The following is a 26,131-nucleotide window of genomic DNA, read 5'->3' on the forward strand; positions in this document are numbered from 1 at the left end:
AATGAAAAAATTATTCCCTTACGTACTATTACTTTTTGTTGTGTTGACTTCTTGTAACACAGACGATACAGCAATTCCTTCTTACACTAAAATAACTAAAGAAGAAAAAGAATTATTATTAGGTGATTGGCGATTGAGCAACTATTCCAATACGGAAGGTGAACAGATCGACTTGACTAGAGAAGGTCTATTTGTTCGATATACCTTTACGATAAATGGAAAGGTGATAATTGCAAATGAGTCAAACAAACCGATTGGATCCGCTAGTAATTCCTATTACTTGACTGAAAATGGAACGATGGAATACACGTTTGCGTACGTGAAAAGTTGGGATGAAACAGTCGCTAAAAAAGAGCGATTGCATTTTGAATCCATGTATGATGGTAATCCGAATCTTCAATTTGATCTTGAAGTGACACAAAATAAATTAATCTTAACGCATTATGCAGGGGAAATACTTGTATTCGAAAAAATACAAAAAGGAGTAACCTATCCGAAAATTTCAGAAGAAAGTAAAAAATTACTCTTGGGTACCTGGCGTTTAAAAGAAATGGGTGATTTTACGGGCAGAAGAAGGGTGCTTACTGATGAGGAAGAGGTGTTGTACGAATTTAGCTATTATGACAAACTGTTTGTAACGAATCATTCAGTTTCAAAAGATGGCACATTTGATATTTTTATACAATCGAGAGTTTCAGATTATGGTTATAAGTATGATTTTAAATGGGAAGAACAAGAAATAGTAGTAATAGATGGCTTGGGAGGTTATTTAATGAGAGTTGATCAAGATGCTTTATCTCTTGTTGTATCTGATGGTACTAGGCTTAGGTTTGAACGCATAAGATAAAGAATTAAAAAAGGTCAAAAGCATTGCTTTTGACCTTTTTGATTAGAATCCTTGGTATTCTACTTCTTTTTCGTCGAAAACGATGCCGTTTTCTTCTAATTCTTTTAGAATCGGAGCATATACTTCCTCTTCAATTGGCATTTGTACTCCTGGTGTACTAATAATGCCTTTTAATATTTTTAAAGCTGCAATAGCCAGTGGTAAACCAACTGTTTTTGCCATAGCGGTATAGGTCTGATCATCGCCAATACAAATCATCGTAGAGTCAATTTGTTTTTTCTCTCCGTTTAATTCATAACCAATCTTGTGGTACATCACAATCATGTCTTTGTCATCAGGATCCAATGTCCAACTGTCAGCTAATATTTTTTCCAAAATCTGTGCTGGAGTAGCATTTTTCAAACCAATGATTTTGTTCGGATTGAAAAGGTCTAGTTCTAATAACTTCTCCCATGCAATATCATCTTGGTCAATGTTTAATGCTAATCTCAATTTTGTCTCTACGGTATCCGTCGGATGGTACGGTAAATACAAGTTGATAAACTCGCGGTATGACATGGTCTCTGAATGATCGATTACATAACTATCGTCTGTAATTCCCAATTCAACAAATAAGTTCCAGGCTCTTGAATATCCTACACGGCGAATAGTACCTCTAAAGATCGTTTTCGCATCGTCTAAACCATAAACGCTTTGGTATTTCAATGAATCGCGGTTCGCATACGCTTCAAATTTGCCATAACCTTCCACATTTAAGAACTCCGTACGTCTAAATACTTTGTTATACGGAATGTATTTGTATTGTCCTTCTTGGATAAATTTAGCAGCACCACCTTGTCCGGCTAAAACCACATTACGCGGGTTCCAAGTAAATTTATAGTTCCATAAGTTGTTGTCTGATTCAGGAGCCATTAATCCTCCACAAAAAGACTCAAAAGAAATTACTTTTCCTCCTTTTGCTTTTACTTCATGAATAATTTTCATGGCACTCATGTGATCGATTCCTGGATCTAGTCCTATCTCATTCATGAATACAAGGTTATTGGCTTTTACTTCCTCGTCCAGAGCTGCCATAGCTGGACTGATATAAGAAGCGGTAGCTAAATGTTTTTTAAACTGAACACAATCTTTTGCTAATTCGATGTGTAAAGCGGCTGGTAGCATCGAGATAACAATATCTGATTGCTGAACCAAAGCTTGTCTTTGTTCGGTATTAAATAAATCAAATTCCTTTGCCGTAGCATTTGGATGTCCCATTGCTTTTTTCTCTGCTAAAGCTAAAGACAAATCACAAATGGTTAAATGAAGGTTTTCTGTCGTAGATTTTTCAAGTAAATACTTAATAAGTGATGAGGCAGAACGGCCAGCGCCTACGATTAATATTTCTTTCATTATTTTGTTTTTGGTTGTTTTACGAGTTACGAAAGTAAGGAATTATATAATCATAGGGGCAAAATTTTTGCTAAAAAAGTTTGGAATAAAATTGTCTAAGTGAAGATAATAACGGGCGTTTTTTCCTCCCTAGACACAAAACGAACAATAGTTTTTAATGGAAAAGAATGTGTGGTACGGATATCAGATCGAAGAAAAAGGAAAGAAAAAGGCTTCTATTGATTTTTAATAAGATAGCGTCTTGTTTGATGAACCCTTTTTTAGTTTGGTAAAAAAATAGAAGAGGAGTGAAAAACCAGTAAAAAAAATAAAGAAACCTCAAATTGTGAATAATAGACAACTCCTTCGGGACATGGGGTGTATATTTATTTTTAAGCTTTCTTCGGTGTCGTTTGGTGGATAATTTGTATCTTCGAAAGAAAAATAAATGGGACGAAAAATTATTATAACAGCTACATTATTAGGAGCTTTAGGTATTATTTTAGGCGCCTTTGGAGCACATGGTTTGAAAAAGATTGTCAGTGAAACGGCGGTAGCTTCTTATGAAGTTGGTGTTCGCTATCAGATGTATCACGTCTTTTTTCTCTTGTTCGTCGGTCTTTCTTCTTTCTTCACTGATGCAGTGAAAAAGCGATTGTTTATCTTGACTTTAATCGGAGTAACCTTATTCTCAGGGTCTATTTATCTACTAACGTTCAATGGATTGCAAGGATTTAACGTGAAATTCTTGGGGCCAATTACACCTATTGGAGGAATTTTCATGATTTTAGCTTGGGTGTATGCTGCAATTCAGACCCTTAAAATGGGAAAAAGTACGAAAATCTAGTTTTGTGCATCGTTATATTAAATTTATTTCTAAGTTTGCATATTAATTAAAAAGACAACATAACATAATGAAAATGGCTAATACGCAATCAATTTCACTTGAAAAATATGGTATTAAAGATGTTGTAGAGATTGTATATAATCCTTCCTACGATCTTTTATATAATGAAGAAATTAAGTCTGACCTACAGGGGTTTGAAAAAGGACAAGTAACTGAATTAGGAGCTGTAAATGTTATGACAGGTGAGTTCACTGGTCGTTCTCCAAAAGATAAATATATCGTAAAGGACTCAGTTACTGAGAATACCGTATGGTGGAATTCTCCAGAATCTCCAAATGATAACAAGCCGATTGACCAAAAAACGTGGGAAGCTTTAAAAGCAACTACGGCAGAAGAGTTGTCAGGAAAAAAACTTTATGTTGTTGACGCTTTCTGTGGTGCGAATGAAAATACGCGTTTGAAAGTAAGATTCATTATGGAGGTAGCATGGCAAGCACATTTTGTGAAAAACATGTTCATCCGTCCTACAGAAGAAGAATTGGCAAACTTCGGCGAGCCTGATTTCGTAGTAATGAATGGTTCTAAAGCAACATTTAAAGATTACAAAGCATACGGATTAAATTCAGAAGTATATATTGCGTTCAATCTAACTGAAAAAGTTCAAATCATTGGTGGTACTTGGTACGGTGGTGAGATGAAAAAAGGATTGTTCTCTATGATGAACTACTATTTACCATTGCAAGGAATGGCATCAATGCACTGTTCAGCAAACAAAGGTAAAGATGGTGATGTGGCTGTATTCTTCGGATTATCAGGAACAGGAAAAACAACGTTGTCAACAGATCCAAAACGCGAGTTGATTGGTGATGATGAGCACGGATGGGATGACGAAGGAGTATTCAACTTCGAAGGAGGTTGTTATGCAAAAACAATTAGCTTAAGCAAAGAAAACGAGCCAGATATCTATGGTGCGATTCGCCGTGATGCTTTATTGGAAAACGTTACTGTTGATGCTAATGGTGTTATTGATTTTAATGATGGTTCTGTAACACAAAATACACGTGTTTCTTACCCAATTGATCACATTGAAAATATTGTAAAACCGGTTTCTAAAGCAGGTCATGCAACGAAAGTAATCTTCTTAACTGCAGATGCTTTTGGAGTAATGCCTCCTGTTTCAAAATTGACACCGGAACAAACTAAATATTACTTCTTATCTGGATTTACAGCTAAATTAGCAGGTACAGAAAGAGGAGTAACACAACCAGAACCAACATTCTCAGCTTGTTTTGGTAAAGCATTCTTGTCTTTACACCCAACAAAATACGGAGAAGAGTTAGTGAAGAAAATGGAGGAGCACAATGCGACTGCCTATATGGTTAACACAGGTTGGAACGGAACAGGAAAACGTATTTCTATTAAAGATACACGTGCAATTATTGACAGAATCTTAGATGGTTCTATCGAGAATGCAGAAACAAAAATTATTCCTATTTATAATTTTGTTGTACCAACAGCTTTAGATGGAGTAGATACAAATATCTTAGATCCTCGTAACACGTACGGTGAAGCAAAAGAGTGGGAAGATAAAGCAAAAGATTTAGCTGCTTTATTTATCAAAAACTTTAATTTGTACACAAATAACGATGCTGGAAAAGCTTTAGTTGAAGCAGGACCACAGTTATAGTAGATATCAAAAAGAGAGCTTAGGCTCTCTTTTTTTGTTATGAGTAGTTATGGGTTATGAGGTTAAGGGTTAAAGGTTAAGGGGTATGGGTTGTAAGTTATGGTTAAGGATTAAGGGAGGTCTTATGTGACCACTCACAACTATAACTCACAACTCACGACTCATAACTCACGACTCATAACTCACGACTCATAACTCACGACTCACAACTCATAACTCATAACTCATAACTCATAACTCATAACTCATAACTCATAACTCACGACTCATAACTCACGACTCATAACTCACACCCCATAACCCACAACTCATAACCAAAAAATTCAACCAAAAAAAAGTCTTCCGTTAAGAAGACTTTTTTATATTTATTTATTCACTTTCTGAATGTATTTTTCAAGAGCCATTGTCATAGATGGTGCTTCCGGTGATGGAGCCATGATATCCACGCGTAAATCGTGATCTAAGGCTTCTTTTTGCGTTGTTGTACCAAATACTGCAATTCGAGTATTGTCTTGAGAGAAGTCAGGGAAATTCATGAATAATGATTTAATTCCCGTTGGACTAAAGAAAGCCCAAAACATCGTATTTTACATCGGCTAAATCAGATAAATCACTCATTACCGTTCTGTAAAATGTTCCTGGAGTCCAATCTACTTTTAATTCGCCTAAAATAGTAGGTACTTCCGCGTTTAATTGATCTGAAGCCGATAATAAGAATTTCTCATCCTTGTATTTTTTAATCAAAGGAGCTAAATCAGCGAAATCTTTCTGACCAACATAAATCTTTCTTTTGCGATATACTACATATTTCTGTAAATAAAAGGCGATAGCTTCTGATTGACAAAAATACTTAAGTGTTTCAGGCACTTTATAGCGCATTTCTTCTGCAACACGAAAGAAATGGTCAACGGAGTTTCTACTCGTTAAAATAACCGCTGTAAAGTTATTTAAATCGATCTTCTGTTGTCTTACGTCCTTAGCAGGTACACCTTCAACGTGTATAAAAGGCCTAAAGTCAATTTTTACTTTATACTTTTGTTCGATCTCAAAGTATGGAGAGTTTTCTACTTTAGGTTCTGGCTGAGAAACCAAAATTGTTTTCACTTTCATAGTTTAATTCTTATTTAGGCTCTAAAGTTTTTAAATGCAAAGTATATTATAAAATAAGGAGCTATTTCAAGGGTGCAAAGATACAAAATAAAATAGAACAACTTATTTAATATCGTTTTTCGATTGTTTTTTATAAATATAACGTATAAACCAAGATTTGTTAAGATTAAAGCAATTCCAAGTAGAGTTATTGCGAATTGGTTGACTATATCGTTGTAAAATAAGAGTAAATCTATTCCCAAAAGATACATACCAATGTAATTTCTATAGGTTGCTTTTTGTAAATTAAAATGGTCTACAAAATCTTCTATCTCAAATGTAATGCCAATTATCTTGTCGATTAAATATTTTGCAATAACAAAAAAACAAGTGAAATTCAAGATTTGGATATACGACAACAAGGTATATTGCTCTATAAATCCAAAAGACTTCGCCGCAATCTGTAAAAAGAAGGTAATGGATAATAACTGAATGGTCAAAAAGGAAAGTGTAAAACTATTGCGTAGATTGGTATTGTCTTTGTAAATCTTCAAATACTTATCCGAAATTACCAAACGAGTAAACTCCGCAAAACGAACACTAAAAATAGTTCGATTAATAGCAATGATGGAGAAGCCCACGAAAAACAGTAGGGTAGCCCAATCCTTGTTGGCAACAATTCGCTCAGTTAATAGTAAGTTGTCCATATCATTTGCAAAATTAGTAAAAAAATGCATTTGTGAGACTTTGTTAATTATTTAAGGGTTAACTTTCTATAAAAAGGTTATTTTTGTATCCAAAGTAAAGACAATGAACGCAGGACTAGTTATTATTCCTACCTACAATGAGATCGAAAATATCGCGCAAATTATTGAGGCTGTACTCGAATTACCCGAGTGTTTTCACGTGCTTATTGTAGACGATAACTCTCCTGATGGTACGGCAGCAGCGGTTGAACAGTTGCAAGAAAAATACAATGCGCTTCATTTGCTGAAGAGAGAAGGAAAAAATGGATTAGGTACGGCTTATGTAGATGGTTTTAAATGGGCACTACAGCGCGATTATGCCTATATTTTTGAAATGGATGCTGATTTTTCTCACAATCCCGCTGATTTGAGTCGATTGTTAGCAAGCTGCCAAGAAAAAGGCGGAATGGTAATTGGGTCAAGGTATGTGACGGGAGTGAATGTCGTCAATTGGCCTTTGAACCGCGTATTACTCTCTTATGGAGCATCAATTTATGTCCGTTGGATTACCCGTATGCCTGTGAAAGATACAACAGCAGGTTTTGTTTGTTACACAAAAGAAGTTTTACAAGCTATCGATTTGGATAAGATTCGATTTGTAGGTTATGCCTTTCAAATTGAAATGAAATACAGAGTATACGTCAAGCAATTCCCGATTACGGAAGTACCGATTATTTTCACAGATCGAACACGAGGGGAATCTAAAATGTCAAAAGGGATTATCAAAGAAGCTATTTTTGGAGTAATGAATCTAAAAATTAGAAAACTACTAAACAAACTATAATGAGCAACTATTTAATAAAAAATGGAAGCCTTGTCAATGAAGGTATCGTTCAAAAAGGGGATATTCTGATTCAAGAAGGCAAAATAGCAAAAATAGCACAGACTATCGAAGCAACACCCGATATGCAAGTGATTGATGCAACAGGAAAGTATGTTGTTCCTGGAATGATTGATGATCAAGTACATTTCCGTGAGCCAGGCTTAACGCATAAAGGAGATATTGCTTCAGAATCAAGAGCAGCTGTAGCTGGAGGGATTACTTCTTTTATCGAACAACCTAATACAGTTCCCAATGCGGTTACGCAAGAATTGTTGGAACAAAAATACGAAATAGCATCTTCAGCGTCTTCAGCGAATTACTCGTTTATGATGGGAGGAACCAATGATAATTTAGAAGAATTACTGCAAACAAATCCACGTAATGTAGCGGGGATTAAATTGTTTTTAGGCTCTTCAACGGGAAATATGTTGGTAGATCGTCAAGATGTACTAGAAAAAATCTTTTCCAGTACTTCAATGTTGATTGCGGTTCATGCAGAAGATGAAGGAACGATTCAGGCAAATTTGCAACAACATAAAGAACAATACGGAGAAGACATCCCTGTGCGATGCCATCCAATTATTCGCAGTGAAGAAGCATGCTATATCTCTTCGTCTAAAGCGATTGAATTAGCAAAGAAAACAGGAGCACGATTACATGTGTTTCATGTATCTACAGGGAAAGAAACAGAGTTATTCCGTAATGATATTCCATTAAAAGACAAGAAAATTACGGCGGAGGTTTGTGTACATCACTTGTGGTTTACAGATAAAGATTATGAAACAAAAGGAAACTTCATCAAGTGGAATCCTGCTGTAAAAAAAGAAAGTGATAGAGAAAAGCTTTGGGAAGCTTTGTTAGATGGTCGTATTGACGTTATTGCAACAGATCACGCACCACATACGAAAGAAGAGAAAGCAAAAACATATACACAAGCTCCTTCTGGAGGTCCTTTAGTTCAACATGCTTTAGTTTCCTTATTTGAAGCAAAAAAACAAGGGCGAATTACAGTTGAAAAAATTGTAGAAAAAACAGCACATAATCCAGCTATTTTATTTCAAATAGAAAAAAGAGGATTTTTAAAAGAAGGTTATCATGCGGATATCGTTTTAATTGATCCAAATAGCAGCTGGGAAGTAAATCAAGATAATATCTTGTATAAGTGTGGATGGTCTCCATTTGAAGGAGAAACATTTTCATCTAAAGTGACACATACTTTTGTTAATGGGTGCTTGGTGTATGAAAATGAAGAAGTAAAAGAAATTCGTTGTGGGCAAAGATTGCTTTTTGAACGTTAGTATAAGTAGAAAAATGAAGCAGGTAGTTATAATTTGTTGTATGGCTTTGTTGTTGTTTTCTTGTCAAAAAGATTTAGACAAACCCAACCCATTTATTGAGCAATCAAAAATGGAGGATATTCTATATGATGTAGCGTTGTTGTATGGTATGCAAACAACCAATGCTTTTGCATCAGATACTGTAAAAACAGTGCAGATCAAAGAAGTTTTTGATAAATATCAAATTGATAGTTTGACGTTTACAGCAAATAATCGCTACTATGTAAAGTTGAAAAAGGGCGTGTATTTTGATATGCAAACGCGTGTCATGGACCGACTTAAAAAAGATAAAGAACGAATTGATTCCTTATTGCCTAAAAAAGAATTGGAGTTAGCTCCTGTTGCTGCTATTGCGGTTGATTCTATGCCTATTTTAAAGGCTGATACAAACCAAGTAGAACCTATTAAAAATACAAAATTGATTCCAAAGACTAAAAAGGTAAAACAAACCAGTATTAAAGAAGTCAGCCCAGAAATGAAAAAAAAGTTAGTAGAGTAAATAAAAGATTAGCAATCAGCTAAAGGACATGTGCTTATTTAAATCCTTTACTAACATCAACTAAAAATTTTTGATAAGAAGAGAATGTAAAATCGAGCGTTTGTTCAATTTTAGAAGCATCATAAATAAAACAACTGAAAGAAGCTTTCGCGATAGCACGTGTAAAGCTTCTTTTTTTTCTAGTTAGTATAGAAACAAAAGCATCTAAACGCCAAGCCAAAGCAAGTCCAAACGGGCCTATTTCAAAACTAGCAGGTTTCTTTTGGAGTAAAGCAGCTATATAGTGTAATAGCTCACGGTTTTTTAGATTGTCAGAAACAAGAATATAACGTTCATTCTTGTGTTCACTTTCCATCAGTTGATACATAGCTGATACGACATCTTCAACGGAAACAACAGCCGTAGTTCCAGTTGTGTAAAAAGGAAATCCTTGATGTACTTTATAAAATAGTTCACTACTGCCTTCTCTGTAAAATCCGCGCCCAAAAATGACTCCAGGATTGACAATAACGACGTCAAGCCCCTCTTGAGTTCCACGCCAAACTTCCATTTCACCACCAAATTTACTCAATGCATAATCACTGTGATAAAGGGCGGGATTCCATTCTGTTTGCTCGGTAATGGGAGTAGAGTAATGCAAAGATTCGCCTAAGGCAGCAATAGAGCTTATATGACACAATTTTTCAATGGAATGTGCAAGACAAAGGTTTACAATATTTGCCGTTCCTTCAATATTAGTTTTGCGCAAGATTTTTTCATGTCGGGGATCAAAAGAAACCATAGCAGCACAATGGTAAACATGGGTGATTCCTTCAAAAGCGTCTTCTAGTGCAGGTAAATCTAGGATATCTGCTTGTTGCCACTGAATGCTTTCGAATAAGGTAAGTGCTTGGTGTAATTCAAATACGTGTTTGGTTTTAGCAATACTTTGTGTATTGCGATAAATAGCACGTATCGATTCTGCTCCTTGTTGAAGAAGATGTAATAGAAGATGGCTTCCAACTAAGCCTGTTGCACCAGTAACTAATATCATAATGAACAAATGTAAAGGTTATGTTTTAGAAAGTGAAAGAATTGAACTAAAAGTTTGAAAGTAACGCCCGTATTTTCAGTGTATTGTTTTGAAGCATCTGAAAGCAATAAAAATAGGGATGTGACAAAAAAAAGTTCTAATAGCGTAAGGAATTGGACTATCTTTGCATAAAATATAATTAAATGAAAAATTTTATTGAAGAAGTGACTTGGAGAGGAATGCTCCACGACGTTATGCCAGGCACTGAAGAACATTTGTTGGAGCAGATGCGTGCGGCATATGTGGGAATTGACCCAACAGCGGATTCATTGCATATTGGACATTTAGTAGGTGTAATGCTTTTAAAGCATTTTCAAATGGCAGGACATAAACCAATTGCTTTAATTGGTGGTGCTACAGGAATGGTAGGAGACCCATCTGGAAAATCAAATGAAAGAAATCTATTGTCAGAAGAAGCTTTGCGTCATAATCAAAATGCGATTAAAGCACAGCTAGAGCGCTTTTTAGATTTTAATTCTGGTGCAGAAAATGCTGCAGAACTCGTAAATAATTACGATTGGATGAAAGATTTTTCTTTCCTAGAATTCATCAGAACAGTTGGTAAACACATTACAGTGAACTATATGATGGCAAAGGATTCTGTGAAAAAACGCCTAAATGGTGAATTCCAAGATGGAATGTCATTTACAGAGTTTTGTTATCAATTGTTACAAGGATATGACTTTTTACATTTGTTCCAAGCCAAGCAAGTTACCTTGCAAATGGGAGGTTCAGATCAATGGGGGAACATTACAACGGGTACAGAATTAATTCGTCGTACGATTAGTGAGAAAGCGTATGCTTTAACTTGTCCTTTGATTACTAAAGCAGATGGAACAAAGTTTGGTAAATCGGAAGGTGGAAATATTTGGCTGTCTGCAGAATATACTTCTCCTTACAAATTCTACCAATACTGGGTAAATGTGTCAGATGCAGATGCAGAAAAATACATCAAAATCTTTACGTTTATTGGACGTGAAGAAATTGAAGCATTAGTAAAAGAACACTTAGAAGCACCACATTTACGCGTATTGCAAAAACGATTAGCAGAAGAAGTGACAACGATGGTTCACGGAACTGAAAATCTAGAAAATGCAATTAAAGCTTCGGGTATCTTGTTTGGAAATTCATCAGCGGATGATCTAAAACAACTAGATGCAAAAACATTTTTAGAAGTGTTTGACGGAGTTCCTCAAGCAGAAATCGCAAAGGCAGATGTGGAAGTAGGTTTGCCAATTATTGAAGCACTAGCTGGGAAAAGCGGATTTATGCCTTCAAATGGAGAAGCACGTCGTTCTTTGCAAGCGAATGCTATCGCAGTAAATCGCGACAAAGTAACGGAAGAATACGTAGTTACTACACAAGATTTGATTAATGATCAATTCATCCTCTTGCAAAAAGGAAAAAAGAATTACTTTATTTTACATGTAAAGTAATCAATATAAGTATAATAGAATTAAAAAAAGGTTGCCTCTATACAGTTGAGGTAACCTTTTTTTTATAAATCTACCATATACGTGGTATTTACTTCTATTGTCGGAGCTACTATCTTTGCCTTATCAAAAAACAAATAATAGTTGCTTGATGTTTCATAAAGTTGTGAAAATACAAAGCCTATAATTTAAAAAGTAGTAGTATGCAGTCTATAGTTTTTTTATCGAAAACGACTTCTTTTCTTTATTCTAATCAACATGAAGGGTCTTCTTCCATGTCGATGAAGTGCTGCATGAACTGGTGTTGTTGCTAGCGCAACTTTTATCTTATCTCAGATGTTGAACCGACAACATCTCAATCATTTTAAATCTATCACTTTATTATTAATGTATTGCTAGAAACATCTGGCAATCAAAGGGACAATTTATGCAAAAAATTTTACAAATTGTTTTTGTGCTGATGGGAGTTTATCAGTTACAAGCACAGGAGTTTACACTAAAAGGGACCGTTTCTGACATTGGAGGAAGCTTACCTGGAGTAAGTGTAACCGTAGTAGAAACAGGTAAAGGAGTTGCCACGGATTTTGATGGGAATTATGCCATTAAGGTGGAACCTAACCAAACGATTGCTTTTTCTTTTATTGGTTATACCACGCAAAAAGTGAAAATTTCCAATCAAACGGAATTAAATATTTACCTAGAGGCACATGCCGAAAATCTAGAAGAAGTTATTATTCAAGTACCTTATGGTACGGCCAATAAAAAAACTTATACAGGATCAGTTGGATTAGTTAGCGCTAAAACGATTGGACAAACTCAAGTGAGTAATGTTTCAAGAGTTTTGGAAGGTTCGGTAGCAGGGGTTCAGTCTTTTGCAGCAAGTGGACAACCCGGTTCGGAAGCAGAGATACGCATCCGTGGGATTGGTTCGATTAATGCAGATAGTAAACCTTTATACGTAGTAGATGGAGTGCCTTATGAAGGGGGTCTATCTGCTATTGCTCCGGCGGATATTGAATCTATTTCCGTATTAAAAGATGCGACAGCAGCTACTTTATACGGTTCTAGAGCAGCAAATGGGGTGATTATGATCACAACCAAAAGAGGGGTGAAAAATCAAGAGCCTCAAATTGAAATATCTGCGAAATACGGAACTTCAAGTAGAGCGCGTAGTGATTATAAAACATTGGGAACAAATCAATACATGGAGTTGTATTGGGAAGCAATGCGAAATGGACGTATGGATACAACAGGAGAAGATTGGGCAACCGCTTCTCAGTATGCAACGGATAACTTAGTAAATAATTTAGGGATTAATCCTTATGGATTAAACAATCCTCAACCTGTTGGGACGGATGGAAAATTGCGTCCAGGTTTACAACCGCTATGGAATGATAATTGGACAGATGCATTATCTCAATCTGCTAATTATACCGATGTGAATGTTCGTGTATCTGGGGGTGGAGCGAAATCAAGATATTTCGTGTCAGGAGGTTTTTTAAACAACCAAGGGTACATCAAAGAATCAGGATTCAAACGTTTTAACTTCCGTTCTAATATTGTCATTGACGCGAAGGATTGGTTAGAATTGGGATTGAATGCTTCTGCTTCACATTCCATTCAAGATTACCCAAAACAAGATGATAGTGCGATTGGAAACGTAATTGGCTTTGGACGTAATATGCCTTCTTTTTATCCGATTTATGAGCGTGATTTAACTACTGGGGCTTATCTGTTAGACCCAGAAACAGGAAAGCGTATGTATGACTTTGGAACGTATAGAGCAAGTTCATATGCCCGTCATAACTTAGTTGCAACATTGCCATTAGATAAAGCGGAAAATAAATTTGACATCGCAACAGTGCGTACCTATGCTCAAATTAAGTTCTTGGATAATTTGAAGTTTAAAACATCGTTGAACGTCGATTATAACAGTGAGTACAAACACAATGTCACTAATCCAGAGATTGGACCGTCTAGTGCTACAGGTGGTGGTGTAAGTATGCGCAATACTCGTACAGTTAGTATGACGTATAATAACGTACTGAATTACGATTTAGATTTAGATGATAAAAATAGTTTAGCCTTCATGGCTGGACAAGAGTATTACCAATTCAAGTCAAACTATTTTGGCGGGGCTAGAGAACAAATAGCGATGTTAGGTTATGATCAACCAGATGCAGCTTCTCGATTAGTTGATTTTTATGGTAAAGCAGATGAATATAAAATGTTGAGTTTTTTCGGAAATGCACAATATTCATACGATAAAAAATATTATTTATCAGCTTCTTACCGTGCAGATGGATCTTCTCGTTTTGCTAAAGCAAAACGTTGGGGAGGGTTTTGGTCTGTAGGAGCTTCATGGAGAATTATTGATGAAGACTTTATGCAGAGCTATCGCGATACTTGGTTGAATGAATTAGTGTTCCGTGCTAGTTATGGTGCACAAGGAAATGATAAGGTAGGATATTATGCTTACCAAGAGTTATACGATATCTATAACAACTTAGGAAATCCTGGATTAGTAGCTTCTCGTTTAGAAACACCAGAATTGAGCTGGGAGTCAAACATGAACATGAATATCGGGTTTGATTTTGCTGTATTGGATAACCGATTAAGTGGTACAGTAGAGTATTTTGAGCGTTCTTCTAAAGATTTGTTGTTTAGTAAATCGATTGCTCCGTCTTTAGGATTTACTTCCATCCTAGAAAATGTTGGGAAAATGAAAAACTATGGGTTAGAGATTTCATTAGAAGGATATCCAATCCGAACTGCTGATTGGAAATGGAAATTAGGGATGAACATCACAACCTATAAAAATAAAATTGTTTCTCTTCCGTCTAATGAAATGTTTTCGGGAACAAAAAGATGGGCTAAAGGAGGTTCGTTATATGATTTCTATTTGCAAGAATGGGCAGGACCAGACCCACAAACAGGGAAGCCAAGATGGTATGGTACAGATGATCAAGGAAATCGCTATATCACGGATAACTACAGTAGTTTAAAAGATACAGACAAAGTGAAAAGTGGAAATTCACTACCGAAGTTTTCGGGAGGATTCAATACAGACTTAAGTTATAAAAATTGGCAAATCGTAGCGAACTTCTCTTATAATATTGGTGGTAAAATTTACAATGACGATAAAACAGGTTTAATGCGTAATGACCCAGGTGGAGGAACTTGGAGTGTAGACATGTTAGATCGTTGGACACCTGAGAACCCATATGCAAATGTAGGTCGATTGACTACTGCGGATTCAGGAAGATGGACATACCCTTCGGATCGTTTCTTAGTAGATCGTTCATTCTTGAAATTGAAAACACTTTCTCTTGCATATAATTTCCCACAAGAGTGGTTAGATAAGGTAAATATCGGACAAGCTTCGTTATACTTACAAGCGGAGAATTTATTTACATGGACCAAACAACAAGGATTAGATCCTGAACAAAATTTTGATGGTACTACATACTATCGTTATCCTGCAATGAAAACCATTTCAGTGGGATTAAATTTAAAACTTTAAGCACATGAAAAATTATATCAATTATACAAAAGTTTTATTCTTACTACTTTCTTTGGGATTGGTTTCTTGTGAATTAGAAACTTCGCCAACAGATGCCATGGAGAAAAAAGAAGTATTTAAAACGGTTTCGGGTAGCGAAAAGGTTTTAAATGGAAGTTGGGGGCAATTGATGGAAACATTCAATTCGTATGCGAATCCTGGATTTGGGTCCTTTTTACGTGCCAGTGATGCAATGGGGAATGATGTTGTATTGCAAACCAACAAATATGGTTTTGGATCACATTATCAATTCAATGCCTTGTATGGAAAAGGGGGGACAAATTCATTAAGTTGGAGCCTGGCCTATAAGACAATCAACAACATGAATAATATCTTGGCTAATATTGATGAGGCACAAGGTGATGGAGGAGAGAGAAGAAGAGTGAAAGGTCAAGCATATGCTTTGAGAGGATTTATGTACTTGCATTTGGCATCATCTTATGCCTTTGCGATTGACCATAATCCAAGTGCTTTAACAGCGCCAATTTACTTAGAACCAACTACAGCTAAATCACAGCCTGGAAAAAGAGCAACCGTAACGGAAGTGTATAACCAGGCGCTTAAAGATTTGGAAGAAGCATTGGTATTAATTCCTGAAGGATATGTTCGTGCACAAAAGTTTCAATTCGATAACAATGTGGTTTTAGGTTTATTGGCTCGAGCAAACTTATATGCTAGAAATTGGGAAAAGGCGAAAGAATATTCGGATCGCTTATTAGTGAAGAACGATTATTTGATGAATGAAATAGAGTATAAATCGGGATTTAATGATGTCAATAACCGTGAGTGGATTTGGGGACATCCACAAACACCAGATCAAAGTGATGCGTCGTACCAATTCCATTTTTTAGATGTTACATCAAAAGATAGCTATTACTATAGCTTTAATGCTGATCCGTACTTTAAAGATTTATTTGAAGATGGCGATTATAGAAAATCAATGATTAATTGGGCGCCAGATCCGGGTGCAGATCTAGCGAAAGCCTCTGTAGTTTGGATGCGTTATGGTAAATTTAAATTTAAAGCAGGTCAAATTGCGGATATTGTATTGATGCGTACATCAGAGATTTATTTAATCAATGCGGAAGCAAAAGCACGATTAAATGATGGAGATGCAATAAATAAATTAAATGCTGTTAAACAGGCTAGAAATGCCGCTTTGGCAACAAACTTATCTGGAAATGATTTACTAGAAGCAATTTGGCTTGAAAGAAGAAAAGAATTATTCGGAGAGGGATTTAGCTTGGTTGATATTGTAAGAAATCAGAAAGCAGTAGTTCGAAAAAAATACGAACAAAGTAAGGTGGAGTATACGTACGTGGTACGCGATGCAAATGGCAATGAGGAAACAATAACAAAATTAATGACCGCTAACGGACATTATGCGTTGAATTTTCCAGATCAAAGTCCGTTTGTGGCAAATAGTCCGTATTATTTATACCAAATACCTGCAGTAGAAGAGAGAGAGAATCCGAACCTATAATAGTGAGTGGTTCATTAGTTGTTTATTTTATTCAATCAGTAATGGTGGAAAAGGCTGTCTATTTAGGCAGCCTTTTGCTGTTTATTCCTAATATTATTTCACTAATTTTGTACAACAAAGGTAAAATATGGTGCATATTGCTATTTTAGAAGAGAAAGAATTGGTTCGTTTGGGAATAAAAACGATAGCAGAGCAGGTTGCGCAAGAAGAAATCGTCTGGTATGATTTACAAACGGTGCAAGATATTCGTATGTTTTTGAAAAAGAACAGCTCAGGCTATGTGTTTTTTAATCCAACAACCTATCAATTACTACAACAAGTAGATGTGATTTACGAGTTGAAAAATACGTATGAACGCAGTATATGGGTAATGTGGTTAGAAGAGTTACCTGAGATATGGTTAAAGAAAATGTTGCATATGAAATCTGTCCATGGTTTTAATTTGTTGCAACAAAAAGATTCATTACAGGAAATTAAAAAAGGATTAACGACAGTATGGCGCAGAGAAAATTATATTGCCGCTTGTGTACAGGAAGTTTTTAATTCATATAAAACGACAGCCTTTAAAGTGGATCAAATTTTGACTAATGCAGAACGAGAAATTTTAAAGGAAATTGCGACAGGTAAAATGACGAAAGAAATTGCAGCAGATCGCAATATTAGCATCCATACCGTAATCACCCACCGAAAGAATATTTTTAAAAAATTGGAAGTGAATAGTGTGCATGATGCTACACGATACGCTATTCGAGCAGGAATCATTACCGTGAATGACTATTATATTTAGATACAAAAAAAAACTGCCTTGGCAGTTTTTTGTTTTTTATATCGGTAGTGGATTCTTGAAGATATCTTGATTGATTGTATCAATATAGTTCAATACTTCATCGCGTCCTGTTTTGTCTTCTGAAGAAGTGATAAAATAAGGAGGTATTTCTTCCCAAATACCACTTAACAGTTGCTTTTTATAATCGGCAACTAATTGAGGTACTTTCGTTTTTCCTACCTTATCGGCTTTGGTAAAAATGATAGCAAAGGGAATACCAGATTCTCCTAAATACTCCATGAACTCTAAATCAATCTTTTGTGCTTCATGTCTGATGTCAATTAAAACAAAGGCAGAAACTAATTGTCTGCGTTTTTCAAAATACTCAGTGATGAATTTCTGAAAAACACCTTTTGTTTTCTTTGATACTTTAGCATATCCATATCCTGGTAAATCGACTAAAAACCAATTTGAATTAATCTTAAAGTGGTTAATCAATTGCGTCTTTCCAGGTCTTGAAGAAGTCTTCGCTAAAGATTTTGAATTGGTAAGCATGTTGATTAAAGAAGACTTTCCAACATTGGATCTTCCTATAAATGCATACTCTGGTAAAGGCTCATTCGGGCACTTACTTACTTCAGAGTTACTCATTACAAATGCTGCGGTGTTTATTTTCATTGTTTTATATGTTGCGTTCGTTGAACCACTTATTCAATAGTTCATTGAATTCGTCTGGGTGTTCCATCATAGCGGCATGTCCACACTTATCAATCCAATATAGATTTGAATCAGGTAGCAATTCGTTAAATTCTACAGCAACTTCCGGCGGAGTTACTTTATCGTTTTTTCCCCAAATTAAACAAGTAGGAACATTTATTTTTGGCAAGTCCTTAGACATATTGTGGCGAATTGCACTTTTGGCAATCGTCAACGTTTTAATCAACTTCATGCGATCATTTACAGTAGCAAAAACATCATCTACGATTTCTTTTGTTGCTACAGCAGGATCATAAAATACATCTTCTGCTTTTTTTCGTATATACTCATAATCCCCGCGCTTCGGATAACTATCACCCATAGCACTCTCGTATAGCCCTGAACTTCCTGTCAGCACCATAGCTTTTAGATATTGAGGATACATTTTAGCAAAATACAACGCAATATGACCTCCAAGCGAGTTACCCAATAAAATAACCTCTTTATAACCAATGCGCTCAATAAAGTCTTTGACAAACTTAGCAAAGGCTTTGACATTCGTTTTTAAAATGCTATTGGTATATAAAGGCAGTTCAGGAATAATAACTTTATAGCCTTTTTGAGGGAAGAAATTTGCAACTCCATCGAAATTACTAAGTCCTCCCATTAATCCATGTAAGATGATAATTGGTGTTCCTTCACCAACTTCCACATATCGGAATTTACCGTCTTCTTTTAAAGTTCGCTCCATTAGCTCTTACTTGCGATTTTTAAATTCTTACAAATATACATTTTTAATAGAGACAAATATTGTAATAAAAGGATAAAATACAGGAGGAGGTGAAAAAGAAAAGAGGATAACTGTACTTCTGTAGAGGAGATGATGCGTTTATGTGCTGGAAAGATTCATGTTATCAGTAGGTTAGTTGTTGTTTTGTCACTTAGTCTTAAGCTGTAAAGTTCTTTTGTTCTTGCTTTATTTCTTTTGAGTAGAAGAGGGATTGAACCTCAAAAAGGCAAAATCCTTTTGAAAGTAAACAAGATTCTCAAAATATGCATTAAATCAACTTTTTTTGACTAAAAAAGAGATTAAAATAGGGACTGTTGCTCGAAAAAGGAACATATAAAATGCAAAGAATTTGAGGTGAAAAAACGTCGTTTTTTGCAAAAAATAGTTTCGGCGTTTTTGGTAGATAAATTAGATAATGATTGTTGTAAAAAGAGATTTTGAGTTAAAACAATGGTAAAAAAATAATGACAGGTTGCGAGGTGAAAAACGCCGAATAGTATAGGGATAAGTATGTTCAAATCAAGGAGTTTGATGTAAAAACGGCTAAGTATAAGCAATTAATTCGGCTATTGAAGTCAGTAAATACGCGATTTTTAGAAAACTTATTAACAAAGTGGGTAAAAGTGGGTAAAAGTGGTAAAAAAATAATTACATTTGCTAAGTATATATATATAAACAAATTTTGACGTCGATTATTGGTACATACGAGTGTAAAGTCGATACCAAAGGTAGGGTATTGGTGCCTGCTTCTTTGAAGAAGCAGTTACCTGCTATGGCCGATGGTTTTGTGCTGAAAAGATCGGTGTTTGAGACGTGTTTGGAATTGTGGCCAATGGCTGAGTGGGAGAAGATGATGTTGAAGATCAACAAACTGAATCCTTTTGATAAAAAAGTAGATACGTTTATTCGCGCTTTTATGGCGGGAGTTAAACTTGTAGATATTGATGATGCAGGTCGTTTGCTAATTGCAAAGGATCTGTTGCAGTTTGGAAGTATTACGAAAGAAATCGTAATGGCATCCAAAGTGAATATCGTCGAAATATGGGATAAAGACCTGTATGAAGCTACTTTAGAACCGGATGATTTTGATTTTGGAGCGTTGGCGCAAGAAGTAATGAGTAATATTAGTTTTGATGAGTAAAGATTTATACGCATATCATAGACCTGTTTTGTTAACCGAAACAGTGGATGGATTGAATATCCGTCCCGATGGCGTTTATGTGGATGTGACATTTGGTGGTGGCGGACATTCAAGGGAAATTTTGAGCCGCTTGGGTGAAAATGGAAAATTATTCGCATTTGATCAGGATGATGATGCAGTGAAAAATGCAATTGACGATCCTCGATTTGTCTTGATTAATCAAAACTTTAGACACTTGAAACGCTATTTGAGATTTTATGGTGTACGCGAAGTAGATGGAATCTTAGGAGATTTAGGTGTTTCGTCTCATCAGTTTGATGTTGCAGAACGCGGTTTTTCTACTCGTTTCGCAGGGGACCTCGATATGCGCATGAATCAAAAAGGTGAATTATCAGCGTATCATGTAGTCAATGATTATGATGAGAAAGATTTGAGATATGTGTTGAGCGTATATGGAGAGTTGAACAATGCGGGTGCAATGGCACATACAATTGTAAATGCACGAGCAAACGGAGAGATAAAAGATACAGATCAACTGAAACAAGTATTAGCTCGATTTTTACCTGCACACAAAACAGCTAAAATTTTAGCGCAAGTGTATCAAGCTATTCGAATTGAAGTAAATCAAGAGATTGAAGTGCTAAAAGAATTGTTAGAGCAAAGTGTTGGGGTGCTGAAGCCAGAAGGAAGGTTGAGCGTGATCTCCTATCATTCATTAGAAGATCGCTTGGTAAAGCGCTTCATGAAAAATGGAATGTTTGAAGGGGAACCAGAACGCGACATGTTTGGAAGATTTGAAGTTCCGTTGAAACAATTAGGAAAACTCATTGTTCCAACAGAAGAAGAGATAGCAGTAAATAACAGAGCTCGATCAGCGAAGTTGAGAATTGCCGAGAAAAAATGAAAAAAACAATAGCAAGTCCAGTAGATGTAATAAAAGCTAAAATTCTCGTGAACGAGAATTCCGCGAAGACGTGGGCCTTTATTATATATGTGATTGTGTTAGGAATGATACTGATTGGAAACACCCAACGATACGAATCGAAAGTGTTTAAAATTGGAAAATTAACCCACGAAGTGAAAATGCTCCGTGCTGAGTTTGTCGCAACGCGATCAGAACTTATGGAACTGAAAATGGAATCGACAATTACTCGAAAATTAGAAGAAGAAGGAATATATCCTTCTGAAACACCACCACAAAAAATTAAGGTGTTGAGGGAGGTAGACAATAAAACATTTTGGAATAAACTATGGCCCTAGGTAACAAAAATATTTATGTCAATATTTATGTCGTCACTGCGATAGTATTGCTACTAGCAGGAGGGGTAATTTATAGGATGCTATTAATTCAAGGAGTAGAAGGGAGTGAGCTTCGTCAAAAAGCGCGAAGTGAAAACCGAGTGAAAGAAGAAATAATAGAAGCCAATAGAGGAAATGTTTATTCTGCTGATGGAAGCTTATTAGCCACATCAGTGCCGGTCTTTGAAATACGTTTTGACGGGGTTGCACCCAAACAAGAAAACTTTGAAAAAGAAGTAAAGCCATTAGCGGATTCGCTAGCTGTGATGTTTCGCAAACCAAGCGCATATTATGAAAATATGTTGCGAAAAGGTAGAGCATCTAAAAGCCGATATATTCTTATCGCTCGAAATTTGAGCTATGTAGAATATGTGCGAATCAAAAATTTTCCTCTTTTTAAACGAGGAGGAAATGGTGGAGGTTTTATTTCTTCTCAAAAAACGGTTCGCCAGCATCCAATCGGAAGAATTGCCAAACGTACCATTGGGTATGAACGCAAGAATGAAGATGGAACATTCGGAAGAGTTGGAATTGAAGGCGCTTTTACAAATTATCTGAGTGGATATGATGGGAAGCGTAAAATGCAAAGCTTAGCGAAGAATCAGTGGAAACCAATTAATGACGAGAATGAAATTGAACCGATCGATGGAAAAGATATTATCTCAACTATTGACGTGTACATTCAAGATATTGCGCATCACGCTTTGTTGCAATCGTTAGAGAAGTACAGCGCAGATCACGGTTGTGTGATTGTAATGGAAACGAAAACGGGCGCTATTCGAGCAATTTCAAATCTTGGAAGAGATGAGAAAACGGGAGGATACTATGAAACGGTAAACTATGCCGTGGGAGAAAAACACGAGCCTGGTTCGACGTTTAAATTAGCCTCACTTTTAGCATTGTTAGAGAAAAAGCAAATAGATACAGCTCGTATTTATGATACAAATGAGGGAGTGGTTCGCTTTTATAATGCAAGAGTACGCGATTCCAAACATGGAGGATATGGTAAAGTTTCTTTAGCAAGGGGAATTGAATTGTCTTCGAATACTGTAATTACACAGGCAGTAGATGAAGCATTTAAAAATGATCCGAAAGTGTTTACGGATTATTTGAGCTCTTTGTGGATGGATAAACCCTTGGGATTAAAAATAAAAGGAGAAGCAATTCCTTATGTACCTAAACCAGGAAAAAAAGGATGGAGCGGATTGGCTTTGCCTTGGATGGCTTTTGGATATGGTTTATCAGTAACGCCTTTGCAAACTTTGACCTTATATAATGCAGTAGCTAATGATGGTGAAATGGTCAAACCTTATTTTGTGTCTGAAATCAAAGAATTTGATCAAACGATACAAAAATTTGATAAGGTTGTGTTGAACCCACAAATTGCCTCACCGGATGTTATTCATCAAGCGAGAGCGATTTTAGAAAATACAGTGAAAAAAGGAACAGGTAGAAAACTGTACTCACCAAACTTTTCTATGGCTGGTAAAACAGGAACCGCACAGGTGAATTATGGAAAAGGAAAAGGATATGGTTCAGACATGTACTATTCTTCTTCTTTTGCTGGATATTTTCCAGCTGATAACCCAAAATATTCTTGTATCGTCGTGATTCATAAACCTGATCGATCTAAGAGTTATTATGGAGCGGATGTAGCAGGACCTGTATTCAAGCGAATTGCGCAGAAAATTTATACAGATGTCCCTACAACAAAAGAAATGAGAGACTCCAATGAGGTACCAACGAGTATTGTAGAAAGTTATCAATCTTTCTTGGTACAAAATCAATTTGGAGAGGCAATGATGCCAGATGTAAGAGGAATGCAAGTCATGGATGCCTTGCCTTTATTGGAGAACTTAGGATTAAAAGTTCAAGTCAAAGGGGTAGGAAAAGTCAAAACGCAATCAATACTAGCAGGACAAAAAATAGATAAGAATCAAAAAGTAGTTTTAGAACTATCGTGAAAAAGATAAAAGACATATTATACAAAGTAGAAATACAGTCTATTGTTGGATCGACAGATGCAACAATAGACCATTTGACTTTTGACTCACGTCAAGTGAAGTCAAACACTTTGTTTATTGCCATAGTAGGTGAAGTAGTGGATGGGCATGCGTATATCAAGCAAGCAATTGAGCAAGGAGCAACGGCTATTGTATGTCAAGTTTTGCCAAGTGATTTGATAGAAGGTGTAGTCTATGTTGTTGTAGAAGACAGCAACAGAGCTTTAGCGCTTATCGCAGCTAATTTCTATGACAATCCTTCACATAAATTAAAATTAGTTGGTGTAACGGGAACGAACGGAAAAACAACAATCGCAACATTGTTGTATAATATGTTCACCAGTTTAGGGTATAAAGTAGGATTACTATCAACAGTAAATATTCGTATAGGAGCAGCGCTTTACGAAACTTCTCATACAACGCCTGATTCAATTACCATTAATGCGTATTTGAATCAAATGGCAGAAGAAGGATGTGAATTCTGCTTTATGGAAGTGAGTTCACATGGCGTGGTTCAACATCGTACGTTCGGACTTCATTTTGAAGGAGGAATTTTTACGAATTTGACGCATGATCATTTGGATTACCACAAAACATTTGCCGCTTATCGCGATGCAAAAAAAATGTTCTTTGATCAGTTAGGAAAAACAAGCTTTGCTTTGACCAACCTAGATGATAAAAACGGCCCTATAATGGTACAAAATACCAAAGCAAAGGTTTGTACGTATGCGTTGAAAAACATGGCGGATTACAAAGGGCAAATTCTAGAAAGTCAATTTTCTGGGATGTTGATGAAAATCAACCAGCAAGAATTATGGGTACAGCTAATCGGTGCATTCAATGCCTCTAATTTATTGGCGGTATTAGGTGCAACAGTAGAATTAGGCGTGCTACAAGAAGAAGCATTGGTACACTTGAGTAAGTTAGCAAGTGTGGAAGGTCGTTTTCAATACATTGTTTCATCTAAACAGGTGACAGCAATTGTTGATTATGCTCATACTCCGGATGCTTTAGCTAATGTTATTGCAACAATTAATAGCATTCGCACCAACAATGAGCAACTGATTACGGTTGTTGGATGTGGTGGGAATAGAGATAAAACAAAACGCCCAGAAATGGGTAAAATAGCATCTGATTTGAGTAATAGAGTAATCTTTACTTCAGATAACCCTCGATTTGAGGAACCTGCAGCGATATTGGAAGATATTGAAGCGGGAGTTGAACCACAAAACAAAATGAAAACGGTTGTGGTTGAAGACAGAAAACAAGCGATTAAACTAGCTTGTCAACAAGCCACTGCAGGTGATATTATATTGATTGCAGGGAAAGGGCACGAAACGTATCAAGAGATAAAAGGAGTAAGAAGTCATTTTAGTGACTTAGAAATAGTAAAGGAGTTTTTAGAACTATAGAAAAGGAAAAATAGTTATGTTGTATTACGTATTTCAATACTTAGAAAGTTTTTTCAAGATACCTGGAGCAGGGGTGTTCCAGTATATTACCTTTCGTTCAGGTATGGCGATGATCTTCTCTTTGTTGATCTCCATTATTTACGGAAAGCGAATTATCTCGCGTTTGAGAAAAATGCAAATTGGAGAAACAGTTAGAGAACTAGGTTTAGAAGGACAAAAAGAAAAATCAGGAACCCCAACAATGGGTGGTGTTATCATCATTATTGCAACTTTAATCCCTGTATTATTGTTTGCGAAATTAGATAATATCTATGTATTGTTACTTATTTTGACAACCATTTGGATGGGAGCTATTGGGTTCTTAGATGATTATATTAAAGTATTTAAGAAAGATAAAGAAGGGCTAAAAGGACGATTTAAAGTGGTGGGCCAAGTTGGTTTAGGACTTATTGTTGGAGCAGTTTTATATTTCAGCCCAGCGGTTACAGTTCGAGAAGTACCATCGAAACACATGCTAAGTGAAGTGGCGATAAGTCAATACGATGTGAAGTCTACGGCAACAACCATCCCTTTCTTTAAAGATAATGAGTTTGATTACAGCATGTTAATCAGTTGGATGGGAGAAGGAGCAAAAGATTATGCTTGGTTGATTTTTATTCCTATCGTCATTTTTATTGTAACAGCGGTGTCTAATGGGGCGAATTTAACAGATGGAATAGACGGCTTAGCCGCCGGTACCTCTGCGATATCCACTTTTGTGTTGGGTATTTTTGCCTTTATATCGGGGAACGTAATTTTTGCAAATTACCTCGATATCATGTATATCCCCAATTCAGGGGAAATGACCGTCTTTGTCTCCGCGTTTATTGGAGCATTGATTGGATTCTTGTGGTATAATACATTCCCTGCTCAAGTATTTATGGGTGATACAGGAAGTTTAACCATCGGAGGAATTATCGCAGTATTAGCGATAGCAGTGCGCAAGGAGTTATTGATTCCAGTGTTATGTGCTGTGTTTTTTGCAGAAACACTATCGGTAGTATTGCAAGTGAGTTATTTCAAATACACGAAAAAGAAATACGGTGAAGGAAGGCGAATATTTTTAATGTCACCCCTACATCACCATTTCCAAAAGAAAGGATACCACGAAAGTAAAATCGTTACCCGTTTTTGGATTATCGCGATTCTTTTAGGTGTATTCTGTGTGATTTCATTAAAACTGAGATAA

At 36.0% G+C, this 26,131-nt stretch carries 21 protein-coding genes and 1 pseudogene; 16 read left to right on the plus strand and 6 right to left on the minus strand.

Features of this window, described 5'->3' with window-relative positions:
• Position 1: 1 nt before the first annotated feature.
• Positions 2–847 (plus strand): hypothetical protein, encoded by an 846-nt coding sequence (locus tag M2306_RS16390; protein WP_259188939.1) that lies wholly within the window; start codon positions 2–4, stop codon positions 845–847.
• Positions 848–889: 42 nt separating this feature from the next.
• On the opposite strand, the gene M2306_RS16395 is transcribed toward M2306_RS16390, so the two are convergent.
• Complete coding sequence (locus tag M2306_RS16395) at positions 890–2,239, minus strand: saccharopine dehydrogenase family protein (protein WP_115091822.1); 1,350 nt, start codon at positions 2,237–2,239, stop codon at positions 890–892.
• Positions 2,240–2,666: 427 nt separating this feature from the next.
• On the opposite strand from M2306_RS16395, the gene M2306_RS16400 reads away from it, so the two are divergent.
• Together M2306_RS16400 and pckA are read left to right on the plus strand one after the other, a co-directional pair.
• The gene (locus tag M2306_RS16400; protein WP_259188938.1) at positions 2,667–3,065 is read left to right on the plus strand and encodes a DUF423 domain-containing protein; all 399 of its coding nucleotides are present in this window, start codon (positions 2,667–2,669) and stop codon (positions 3,063–3,065) included.
• Between the two features lie 67 nt (positions 3,066–3,132).
• On the plus strand, positions 3,133–4,752 hold the full coding sequence (gene pckA, locus M2306_RS16405; RefSeq protein WP_115091820.1) for a phosphoenolpyruvate carboxykinase (ATP): 1,620 nt from the start codon (positions 3,133–3,135) through the stop codon (positions 4,750–4,752).
• A 365-nt stretch (positions 4,753–5,117) separates the two neighbouring features.
• On the opposite strand, the pseudogene M2306_RS16410 reads toward pckA, so the two are convergent.
• Both M2306_RS16410 and M2306_RS16415 read right to left on the minus strand, forming a co-directional pair.
• Positions 5,118–5,862, minus strand: a pseudogene (locus M2306_RS16410) (uroporphyrinogen-III synthase).
• A gap of 14 nt (positions 5,863–5,876) precedes the next feature.
• Positions 5,877–6,548 (minus strand): DUF4271 domain-containing protein, encoded by a 672-nt coding sequence (locus tag M2306_RS16415; protein WP_181816735.1) that lies wholly within the window; start codon positions 6,546–6,548, stop codon positions 5,877–5,879.
• Positions 6,549–6,651: 103 nt separating this feature from the next.
• On the opposite strand from M2306_RS16415, the gene M2306_RS16420 reads away from it, so the two are divergent.
• The 3 genes from M2306_RS16420 to M2306_RS16430 are packed head-to-tail and all read left to right on the plus strand — an operon-like array spanning position 6,652 to position 9,246.
• Positions 6,652–7,371, plus strand: a complete 720-nt coding sequence (locus tag M2306_RS16420) for a polyprenol monophosphomannose synthase (RefSeq protein ID WP_115091818.1) — start codon at positions 6,652–6,654, stop codon at positions 7,369–7,371.
• Positions 7,371–8,708: a dihydroorotase gene (locus M2306_RS16425; RefSeq protein ID WP_259188937.1), complete on the plus strand. Its 1,338-nt coding sequence runs from the start codon at positions 7,371–7,373 to the stop codon at positions 8,706–8,708. Before M2306_RS16420 ends, M2306_RS16425 begins: the two co-directional genes overlap by 1 nt.
• Positions 8,709–8,721: 13 nt before the next feature.
• Positions 8,722–9,246, plus strand: a complete 525-nt coding sequence (locus tag M2306_RS16430; protein ID WP_115091816.1) for a DUF4296 domain-containing protein — start codon at positions 8,722–8,724, stop codon at positions 9,244–9,246.
• 34 nt (positions 9,247–9,280) lie between these two features.
• On the opposite strand, the gene M2306_RS16435 is transcribed toward M2306_RS16430, so the two are convergent.
• On the minus strand, positions 9,281–10,279 hold the full coding sequence (locus M2306_RS16435; RefSeq protein WP_259188936.1) for an NAD-dependent epimerase/dehydratase family protein: 999 nt from the start codon (positions 10,277–10,279) through the stop codon (positions 9,281–9,283).
• Between the two features lie 182 nt (positions 10,280–10,461).
• On the opposite strand from M2306_RS16435, the gene tyrS reads away from it, so the two are divergent.
• From tyrS to M2306_RS16455, 4 genes are all read left to right on the plus strand, one after another.
• Positions 10,462–11,754 (plus strand): tyrosine--tRNA ligase, encoded by a 1,293-nt coding sequence (gene tyrS / locus M2306_RS16440; RefSeq protein ID WP_259188935.1) that lies wholly within the window; start codon positions 10,462–10,464, stop codon positions 11,752–11,754.
• 424 nt (positions 11,755–12,178) lie between these two features.
• Positions 12,179–15,274, plus strand: coding sequence for a SusC/RagA family TonB-linked outer membrane protein (locus tag M2306_RS16445; RefSeq protein ID WP_259188934.1), 3,096 nt, complete (start codon positions 12,179–12,181; stop codon positions 15,272–15,274).
• A gap of 4 nt (positions 15,275–15,278) precedes the next feature.
• Positions 15,279–16,796, plus strand: a complete 1,518-nt coding sequence (locus tag M2306_RS16450; RefSeq protein ID WP_115091812.1) for a RagB/SusD family nutrient uptake outer membrane protein — start codon at positions 15,279–15,281, stop codon at positions 16,794–16,796.
• Between the two features lie 127 nt (positions 16,797–16,923).
• Positions 16,924–17,583, plus strand: a complete 660-nt coding sequence (locus tag M2306_RS16455; protein WP_115091811.1) for a response regulator transcription factor — start codon at positions 16,924–16,926, stop codon at positions 17,581–17,583.
• Positions 17,584–17,619: 36 nt separating this feature from the next.
• On the opposite strand, the gene yihA is transcribed toward M2306_RS16455, so the two are convergent.
• Positions 17,620–18,240, minus strand: a complete 621-nt coding sequence (gene yihA, locus M2306_RS16460) for a ribosome biogenesis GTP-binding protein YihA/YsxC (protein WP_259188930.1) — start codon at positions 18,238–18,240, stop codon at positions 17,620–17,622.
• A gap of 4 nt (positions 18,241–18,244) precedes the next feature.
• Complete coding sequence (locus M2306_RS16465) at positions 18,245–19,009, minus strand: alpha/beta fold hydrolase (protein ID WP_259188928.1); 765 nt, start codon at positions 19,007–19,009, stop codon at positions 18,245–18,247.
• 721 nt (positions 19,010–19,730) lie between these two features.
• Between M2306_RS16465 and mraZ the strand changes: the two genes are divergently transcribed.
• From mraZ to mraY, 6 genes are read left to right on the plus strand one after another with little or no spacing between them, the layout of a single operon-like run.
• Positions 19,731–20,189, plus strand: coding sequence for a division/cell wall cluster transcriptional repressor MraZ (gene mraZ, locus M2306_RS16470; protein ID WP_181816734.1), 459 nt, complete (start codon positions 19,731–19,733; stop codon positions 20,187–20,189).
• A complete protein-coding gene (rsmH, locus tag M2306_RS16475) occupies positions 20,182–21,093 on the plus strand; it encodes a 16S rRNA (cytosine(1402)-N(4))-methyltransferase RsmH (protein WP_259188926.1) in 912 nt (303 codons plus the stop codon). Before mraZ ends, rsmH begins: the two co-directional genes overlap by 8 nt.
• Positions 21,090–21,449 (plus strand): FtsL-like putative cell division protein, encoded by a 360-nt coding sequence (locus M2306_RS16480; RefSeq protein WP_002987710.1) that lies wholly within the window; start codon positions 21,090–21,092, stop codon positions 21,447–21,449. The genes rsmH and M2306_RS16480 overlap by 4 nt, the downstream gene beginning before the upstream one ends.
• Entirely contained in the window at positions 21,440–23,452 is a 2,013-nt protein-coding gene (locus M2306_RS16485; protein ID WP_115091809.1) for a PASTA domain-containing penicillin-binding protein, read from the plus strand. The genes M2306_RS16480 and M2306_RS16485 overlap by 10 nt, the downstream gene beginning before the upstream one ends.
• Entirely contained in the window at positions 23,449–24,903 is a 1,455-nt protein-coding gene (locus tag M2306_RS16490; protein WP_115091808.1) for a UDP-N-acetylmuramoyl-L-alanyl-D-glutamate--2,6-diaminopimelate ligase, read from the plus strand. The genes M2306_RS16485 and M2306_RS16490 overlap by 4 nt, the downstream gene beginning before the upstream one ends.
• A gap of 16 nt (positions 24,904–24,919) precedes the next feature.
• A complete protein-coding gene (mraY, locus tag M2306_RS16495) occupies positions 24,920–26,131 on the plus strand; it encodes a phospho-N-acetylmuramoyl-pentapeptide-transferase (protein WP_115091807.1) in 1,212 nt (403 codons plus the stop codon).

This window comes from Myroides gitamensis, from assembly GCF_029894455.1.
Taxonomy (GTDB): Bacteria; Bacteroidota; Bacteroidia; order Flavobacteriales; family Flavobacteriaceae; genus Flavobacterium; species Flavobacterium odoratum.